Origin of the sequence: Chamaesiphon polymorphus CCALA 037 (assembly GCF_003003845.1) — a bacterium.
GTDB classification, from domain to species: Bacteria; Cyanobacteriota; Cyanobacteriia; order Cyanobacteriales; family Chamaesiphonaceae; genus Chamaesiphon; species Chamaesiphon polymorphus.
The window spans coordinates 1-8,619 of sequence record NZ_PVWO01000238.1 but is presented as its reverse complement, the minus strand read 5'-3'; the positions used below and the strand labels follow the sequence as shown (position 1 = coordinate 8,619).

Below are 8,619 nucleotides of genomic sequence, written 5' to 3'. Positions count from 1 at the left end.
TCGATAACTTCAGAAATAGATGCCTGCTTAATTGGCATTACAATTATTAGTTTTGCATACTAAGTAATGAAGAGCCGTGATTTCAAATCACCAGATTCATTAAAATTATCCCAGCTTAATCGATCGATAAACACGTATCCATTATGATAGCTGACTGATAACTTTGCTCCAAATTCAACTGGCGTTCCAGCCTTTCCTCTCACAATTGGGCGAATATGTGGTTGCGTTAGACTCACTATTCTATCATCAACACGCTGTTGTTTATTCTCATACATTGACAACTGCTGTTGATACACTGTCGTTACTACTAACAGCATTTTATACTGCTGGTCATTCAGCGACTCTAGCTTGGCACCACTCATTTGTAGCTGTTCTATGTGCCCCAGATTTCTGTCAATATATTGAAGTTGCTTTTTAATCGCTTTTCTTCTTTGCTTTTGTGTAACTCGGCGTTTCTTTGCAATTTTTAGATATTCTTTTTTTGCTATTATTCTTTGAGTTACTGGTTTCTTAATTGGCTTCTTTTCTAATCCATCATAAAAAATATCTATGATTTTTTCCGTCTGTTTTCTTGCTTGATTCAGTAATCCTAAGTCGGTCGGATACCTAATATCGGCTGGCGCACATGTCGCATCTAATATTAACTTTCCTCGATTTACACTCTTTTTTTCTTCACTACCTACGGTGACTTTTTTTCTGGTTCTACTTCTCCTCGATTTTCTTCACACATTTTGCTATTAATTTTGTTGACTAAATCCATTTCTAGTCTTTGTCGAAAATGCACCATCATTGATGCTTCAAATGGTGCCTCATTTCTATAACTCTTTAGTCCTATAAAGTATTGCAAATATGGGTTCTCTCTGATTTGTTCGACTGTTTCTCTATCACTTATTCCTAACTTTTCTTTAATTATTAAGGCCCCTAGTGCCATTCGACTTGATTTGGCTGGTGCTCCGAATAAGATTGTAAAATTTTTAGCATATTCTTCTTCTACTTCTGTCCAGCGATTCGCGCTCGTCGGGTTCCCCGACGGTTTAGCGAATCAAGACAAGGAATTAGTTTTGCCATCATTACCCATCGATTATCTTCTGCTAATTTACCTCCAAATGGCAGTTCAAAGTTTTCTGATTCAGTTTCGAGTTGGTCAACTTTTTTATACATTGTATGTACTGATGTGTCGATATCTGTACTAATTTTAGTTGATTTTAACCGATTTCATTGAACTAGAGTAACTTCTTACAGCTTATATCTCCCTCTGTGGAAGGGTTTTGGCTTTTATCAGCAAGCCCTATATAAATCGGGGGCGATTTCGGGGCAAACCCTAGAACAAAAACGTGCCGAGCGAGATGTCGCGCAAAATCAGGTGCTGGAGGCACAACAAGTTTTAGCCCTCCAAAAAGCGGGAACTAGACCAGAACAGATTGCCCAAGCCCAAGCGAAGGTCGCCCAGCAAGCGGAAGCTCTGAACTTAATCAAAGCGGGTGCGCGCAAGGAAGAAATCGCTCAAGCTAAAGCCAAAGTCGAGCAACAAGTCCAAGCGGTGGCGGTACTCAAGGCAGGCACTCGGAAGGAAGAGATCGACCAAGCCGTCGCTCAAGTGCAAGCGGCGCAAGGGTCTTTAAAAACGATTCAAAATCAGATCGAAGAAACTAAGGTTTTAGCTCCTTTTGATGGCATCGTGCTGGAAAAATATGCCGATGTAGGTGCCTTTGTCAGCCCGTCTATGGCAGGTGGTGGGGGAGCTTCAGCCTCTTCTTCATCGATCTTGATGCTCACTAGCGATCGGCAACAAGTAGTCGTCAATCTATCGGAATCGCAAATTGCCAAAGTCAAATTAGGACAGCCTGTAACGATTAAAGCCGATGCCTTTCCTGGCGAGAAATTTACAGGCAAAGTCGAGCAAATCGCCCCTCAAGCCAAAGTGACTCAAAACGTTACTAGTGTTGAGGTGCGGGTGTCTATTGACTCTGCGACAGCCAGCAAATTAGCAGCAGGGATGAATGTGGAAGCTGATTTTGCAGTGGGTCAGTTGGAAAATGCGATCTTCGTGCCTAATGCTGCGGTAGTCAAACAGGCTGAGGGAGCTGGAGTATACGTTTTGGGCGAGGGTAATAAATCTGTATTTCGCCAGATCCAAACGGGTGTGACTGTCGGCAAGCAAACCGAGGTGAAATCGGGGCTGCAAGGTAACGAGCAGGTGCTACTCAGTCCGCCAGCAGAGCAGAAATCTGGTGGGAGTCTATCGTTACCACGTCCGCCGCAGTAAATCTCATATTTTGCACGACCTACAACTTAACATTATGGCTTTATTCAAGCAGCGTTCCGATCGGGTTTCGACCTGGGAAATATCAGAGATGGCGATCGAAGCCTTGTGGAGTAATAAACTCCGCAGTGGTTTGACGATGCTGGGAGTAATTATTGGAATTGCTTCGACGATCGGGATTTCGTCGATCGGGCAAGGGATCCAGAAATCAACAAGTGATAGCATTCGCGGATTGGGGACGGACGTGTTGCAAGTGATGGCAGGTGCTGCCCAAAGCGGTGGTGTCAGTCAAGGGCAAGGTTCTTTGACGACGCTTAATTGGGAGGATGCGCAAGCGATCGCCGAACAAGCACCTGGAGCCACGGTTGTTTCGGCTTTTTTACAGCGGAATACGCAGGTGGTGCATGGCGAGAAGAATACTTCGACGACGGTGTACGGTACGGATCTGAATTATTCTCAGGCGCGAAATACTTTCCCAAAAATGGGGCGATTTTTTAATGCCGAAGAACTAAAGTCGGCGGCATCGGTAGCGGTAATTGCGCCTACGGTGCAGAAGAATTTATTTCCAGCTAATGTCGATCCGATCGGTGAAAAGATTCGGATTCAGGGTGAAATCTATGAAGTCATCGGGGTGATGGAAGTCAAAGGCTCTCAAGGCCCTCAAGACCGCGATGATGCGGTATATATTCCCCTGACGAGTATGTCGGCGCGAATCGTTGGCAATAATTCGTTGATGGGGATTTCAATTAATGGTATTTACATCAAAGGTCGCGATGAGTCGCAACTAGAAATAGTCAAGTTTCAGGTGGCAAATATTCTGCGTTTGCGTCACAACATCGACAAGCCTGAAAACGATGATTTTAAGATTACCAATCAAGCCGATATCCTCAAAACATTCAATACAATTTTTGGTTTGCTAACCACGATGATTATCGCGATCGCTGGTATCTCTCTAGTAGTTGGCGGGATTGGAATTGCGAATATCATGTTAGTTTCGGTGGTCGAACGGACGCGGGAGATTGGGATTCGCAAGGCTTTGGGAGCGACAGATCGAGCGATTCTCACTCAATTCCTAACTGAGTCAGTCATCATTTCACTCGTCGGCGGATCGATCGGCATCATCTTGGGGATTGGGATTACTTTTGTTTCTGCTACCGGATTTAAATTTGCTTTTGTGGTTTCGGGTAATGCGATCGGAATTGGCTTTGGTTTATCGACTGCGGTGGGATTATTAGCAGGTGTAATCCCAGCTAAAAATGCCGCCAAACTCGATCCGATTGTTGCATTGCGCAGTGATTAAAACAATTTATTATTGATTCGATCGTGTTTTTATGAAGAAAAAATACATCACCAAAGCTCGCTATCGACTAGGCAATCGAACCGGAAATTCGATCTCCAGACGCATCAAATCAAAAACAATTTTTATGGTGCAATTACGAGAATACTATCGCAAATGTGGATTGTCTGGATATATCTGCTAAATCTGAATTGCAAACATCCAATCGGGTCGTCAAAAATAACTAGTTTGTGATGTTCAACTAGGAATCAAACGATGAATAATAATTACCCACAGTTGCTAATAGTATTGAGCCTCAATTGTATGATGCAGCCATCATTGAATGTCTGCGATAACAAACAAGTATCTCAACAAACAGCAGCCGAAAGATTTTTTACTGCCGATCGACTTGCGTCAGAATGGTTTACACCCAGCTCTTTGGAAATAAATAATTTATCCGAACTTCAAAAACAACGAGACAATTTTAAAGCAAAAGCCGAGCGAAAATATGGAAGATATCAACGGATCGAGAAAATTGCAACCAATCGGTATCGAGTTGTATTTAAAAATGCCAATCCCGATCTGATAACTTGCATGTTTGTATTCGACTGGCTCGATCGAATTCACGAGATAAAAATGCAGATCGACAAAGAGCTTTTGCAAGAGATTCAGAGTGAGATCCTGCACTATTAATAGACGGCGGAAAGATGATTTTTTTGCTTGCTGGTAATCTGCCAAGGGTTAGACCATGATAAATATTTTTGATTGCGCCTCAATAGAAAGTTATCTTTGTGAGATTTTAAGATATTCACTCGACGTAGAGAAGGTATCGATCGATACTTATGCCAAAGTGTCATTAGCAGATCGCCCAAATGATATTTGGTTGGCAACTATTCTCGTTTCCAAGCAAGAACATCAAATCGAGATTGTTTGTTCGACCGAAGCCGATGCTCAGTTTGGTTATAAATTTGCCAATACAGCGATCGCTTCACTCCACAGCAAAGGATTTACAAACATCACCTCCTATGACTTCATTCGACTGAAAGCAACATATAATACCTTACTCAAACGATTACCTTTGGTATGCGATCTTCGATCGCTGAATTTGTTTTTCACTGATGAAAATTATCGGATGGCGATCCTGTATGGATTGATTGTGGAAATCAAGGAATTCAAGACAATTGAATTTATTTTACCAATTTTAAATTGAATTTATAACTTACACATTAAATTCACGATCGCGAAAGATGAACACTAATTTAAATAAACTAAGAGCAATTCAATTTAACGCAATTTGTACTATTTCAGCTTTGATTTTGAGTGGTGCGAGTGGGATGGCCGCCGCAAGCATACTCGATCCTGACGATCTCCAACTACAACCAGCTCGATCGATGCTCCTCGCTCAAAATACTCCCAGCAATATAGGCAAGATTAACAACGATCTCAACCTCCCCAAAACAGGTGCGGACGTTCAAATTACCAACACAAAATCTTTAACCTTAAAAGAGGCGATCGATATCGCTTTTCGGAATAATCGTGATGTCCAAGCGGCACGGCTGGCGATCGATCGAGATACCGCTGGAATTCGATCGGCACAAGCCGCTCAAGCATTACAAATAGGCTTGACAAGTACGCTGCAAAATCAGGGATCGCCTGTAATCTTTGGGACTCAAACAACAACTAGCAGCAATTCAAATATCCAAGGACAACTCCAAGCCACTTATAGCATCTTGGATGCAGGTCGCAATAGCAGCAGCGTGCGGGCGGCTGAAGAGCAAGTGAAATTTAGCAAACTAGATTTGCTCCGCATCGAACAAAAGTTGCGTGGCGATGTCACCACTGCCTATTACGATCTCCAAGCAGCCGATTCCTCAGTCATCATCAACCAAGCCTCGATAACTGACGCAAAGCGCAGCTTGAGCGACGCTCAACTCCAAGAAAAAGCTGGTACGGGCACTAAATTTGACATCCTGCGCGCCCAAGTTCAACTGGCGACAGCCAACCAAAATCTGGTCAATGCCCAAGGGCAACAGCAAACCGCCCGCAAAAATATCGCCCAGATCCTCAGTGTCGATAATAATACCGAATTTACCGCCGCCGATGCCGTGAGCGAATTGGGAGATTGGCGGTATTCCCTAGAGGACAGTATCGTGTTGGCATACAAAAAACGTCCAGAAATCCAGCAACAACTAGTCAACCGCAGCATTAGCGAGCAACAACAAATCATCGCTGCTGCTGCTGATTCGCCGCAGGTGAGTCTGTTTGCTAACTACAATCTCGGCAAAACCCTGACTGATTCGACCTCCGCCCAAGATAGCTACAGTCTGGGCGCACAGTTAAGTTGGAGTTTTTGGGACGGTGGTGCTGCCAGAGCAAATTCTGACAGGCAGAAAGTCAACCAAGAAATCAATGAAAACCAGTTGACAACTCAGCGCAATCAAATTCGGTTTGAGATCGAAAGAGCCTACTACAGCCTGGGTACCAATAAAAAAAATATTACTACTGCCACTCAATCGCTGCAACAGGCAGAAGAAAGTCTCAAACTAGCCCGTCTGCGCTTTCAAGCAGGCATTGGCACTCAAACTGATGTCATCCAAGCCCAAACCGAATTGGCTACAGCCCGTGGTAATCGGATCTCCGCGATCCTGAACTACAATCGCGCTCTGGCCAGTTTGCGCGTAGCGACGGTGCTAGTTGAGTAATCGATCTCAAATAGATCGAATTCAAGTCGTGACTGGACTTGATGTTGAAAACCGAGTGTTTATCTACATACAGCCTAACTTTCAACTAAATCTTCAGGAACGCAAATAGATGAACATCGCCACGAATAGCTCGGCCAAACTTACAACCAACATTCACCACACCCTTAACAATATGACTCCTATCGCTCGGATATCTGCCCAGATGTTGGTAAATACGATCGCAATTGCCCTAATTGGCTGGATCTATGTTCCTGCAACAAATGCTCAACCCAGTACCCCAAGTCCAGAAACTGCTCCACCACCGCCGCAAGACGCTACCCCACCAACACCAAAACAAAGCAGCTATTTTGGCTTCGGCGGAAATATCGGCATTCAAGGAAGCACTACTTCTTTATCTCAAGGGAGTTTTTCTTTACTAAATAAGCATGTTTTAACTGATAATCTAGCGATACATGGTGCTATGACAATATTTGGTAGTTCGGTTTCTTCTAACTCTGTTGCCTTGACATTCAATCAGCCGATCTCCAATAACGATCTACCGATCGTTTTCACTCCATTTATCGGTGGGGGCATCATCGTACATTATGAAGATGGCACCAAAGTTAATCCCCTAGTTACGGGTGGAATTGATGCCAGCACACCTTTTGGTCTAACTGGAACGTTACGGATTAATGCTGGGTTTATCAGCGATCGTCAAGCTGATATCGGCATCCTGTTTGGTATTGGCAAAAACTATTAGATCTATAAAATCGTTCTCGAAGATTTTCACGATTCGATCGATTACATATTTACTGTCCACCTAAGAAATATAGTTTTCTAGGTGGATAAACTCAAAATCGATGTTTCTTCACTAAATTTGTATTTACAACACAGAGTGTTATTTATGATTGAAATGGAAAATATCATTAAAACCTATCAGCTAGGTGAAATGGAAGTTCCGGTACTCAAAGGAATTAATTTGTACGTTGCGGAGGGAGATTATATCTCAATTATGGGAGCATCTGGATCGGGCAAATCGACATTAATGAATATTATTGGGTGTCTCGATCGACCCGCGCTCCTATTAGCTGACGAACCGACTGGCGCACTCGATACGCAAACATCGCAAGAGGTAATGAAGTTATTTGACAATCTCAATTCCCAAGGCATCACGATCGTCATTATTACCCACGAACCAGAGATTGCCGCTCAAACCCGTCGCAAAATTGTCATGCAAGATGGTCTAATTGTTGGCTGAGATTATTATTCTAGTTGAATTTTAAATATACATACTTTATGATGAATATTTTTAATTATACTTCAATCGAAAACTATTTGCACGAGATCTTACGCTATGCGCTTGATGTCGAAAGCTTGTCGATCTGTAGTTACAAACATGGTGTGTGTTTGGTAAATATCATTCTTGAAGGAGAAGAATATTGTCTGAAGATTATCTGCCCAGAAGAGACAGATATTCAATTCGGTTATAAATTCACTCGGATTGCGATTCAACAACTCAAACAACTAGTCGATCGTCAAATTGTTTCTGAAAAATTTTGCGATCTTGTCACCATTTATCAGGTGCTAATAAACAAATCGCCTTTGGTATACAAAGATAGAATGATTAGTGTGTTGTTTCCAGGGAAGAACTATCGACTAGCAATATTGTATGGATTAATTAGAGAAATTGAAAAATCAAAAGAAATCGAATTCATATGCCCGACCTAAAACTGGTGAAAATCGCCAGCAAAACGTGCAACGTAAACCACAATTCCGACTGATTCGATCGATCCAGCGTTAAGATGGTAGATAACGATCGATCGCTAAAATCAATGAATTGGCTCGCGCACATCTTACTTTCCGAACCAACTGTCGAAAACCGTCTGGGCAATCTCTTGGGCGATCTGGTAAAAGGGAAAGAGCTAGATGGACTCGATCTCCAGTTGCGGCGAGGTGTCGATCGACATTACGCGATCGATAAATTTACCGATACTCATCCAACTGTCAAAATTAGTAAGCACAGAATAGACAAACAATATAGTAAGTTTGCTGGCATATTAATCGATGTCATCTACGATCACTTTTTAGTTAAAAATTGGTCGCTCTATTCCGATACGATCTTCACTGATTTTACAGCAGAAATATCCACATCTTTTCGCGATTATCCTAACGAGATTCCACAATCGGCAAGAGCGGTAATCGATCGCATGATAAACGGCGATTGGTTGAATAGTTATCGGTATTTATCTGGTGTCGAAACTGCCTTGCAAAGAATCGACTATCGCATCCAAGCCCGCATGGGCGATCGAATTAAGCTCGTCGATGCCATGCCCATTTTAGAACGAGAGTATCTTAACCTCGATCGAGATTTTAATCTATTCTTCCCCCAACTCCAACAC

General features: G+C 42.7%; 9 protein-coding genes and 1 pseudogene. 9 read left to right on the top strand and 1 reads right to left on the bottom strand.

What is annotated here, in order from left to right; genetic code table 11:
* Positions 1-71 precede the first annotated feature (71 nt).
* A pseudogene (locus tag C7B77_RS31150) lies at positions 72-1,161 on the bottom strand (IS5 family transposase); the annotation flags it as partial.
* A 94-nt stretch (positions 1,162-1,255) separates the two neighbouring features.
* Here C7B77_RS31150 and C7B77_RS17315 point away from each other — a divergent pair.
* From C7B77_RS17315 to C7B77_RS17275, 9 genes are all read left to right on the top strand, one after another.
* Positions 1,256-2,266 (top strand): efflux RND transporter periplasmic adaptor subunit, encoded by a 1,011-nt coding sequence (locus C7B77_RS17315; RefSeq protein ID WP_483862464.1) that lies wholly within the window; start codon positions 1,256-1,258, stop codon positions 2,264-2,266.
* 34 nt (positions 2,267-2,300) lie between these two features.
* Entirely contained in the window at positions 2,301-3,563 is a 1,263-nt protein-coding gene (locus tag C7B77_RS17310; protein WP_106307470.1) for an ABC transporter permease, read from the top strand.
* A 252-nt stretch (positions 3,564-3,815) separates the two neighbouring features.
* Positions 3,816-4,232: a hypothetical protein gene (locus tag C7B77_RS17305; protein ID WP_146138374.1), complete on the top strand. Its 417-nt coding sequence runs from the start codon at positions 3,816-3,818 to the stop codon at positions 4,230-4,232.
* A gap of 55 nt (positions 4,233-4,287) precedes the next feature.
* Complete coding sequence (locus C7B77_RS17300; protein ID WP_146138373.1) at positions 4,288-4,749, top strand: hypothetical protein; 462 nt, start codon at positions 4,288-4,290, stop codon at positions 4,747-4,749.
* Positions 4,750-4,786: 37 nt separating this feature from the next.
* Complete coding sequence (locus C7B77_RS17295; RefSeq protein ID WP_106307461.1) at positions 4,787-6,241, top strand: TolC family protein; 1,455 nt, start codon at positions 4,787-4,789, stop codon at positions 6,239-6,241.
* Between the two features lie 172 nt (positions 6,242-6,413).
* Positions 6,414-6,980: a hypothetical protein gene (locus C7B77_RS17290; protein ID WP_146138372.1), complete on the top strand. Its 567-nt coding sequence runs from the start codon at positions 6,414-6,416 to the stop codon at positions 6,978-6,980.
* Between the two features lie 144 nt (positions 6,981-7,124).
* Entirely contained in the window at positions 7,125-7,478 is a 354-nt protein-coding gene (locus tag C7B77_RS17285; RefSeq protein ID WP_181243902.1) for an ATP-binding cassette domain-containing protein, read from the top strand.
* A 38-nt stretch (positions 7,479-7,516) separates the two neighbouring features.
* A complete protein-coding gene (locus tag C7B77_RS17280; protein WP_106307455.1) occupies positions 7,517-7,948 on the top strand; it encodes a hypothetical protein in 432 nt (143 codons plus the stop codon).
* 104 nt (positions 7,949-8,052) lie between these two features.
* A partial coding sequence (locus tag C7B77_RS17275) for an acyl carrier protein phosphodiesterase (RefSeq protein WP_106307482.1) occupies positions 8,053-8,619 on the top strand: 567 nt, incomplete at its 3' end.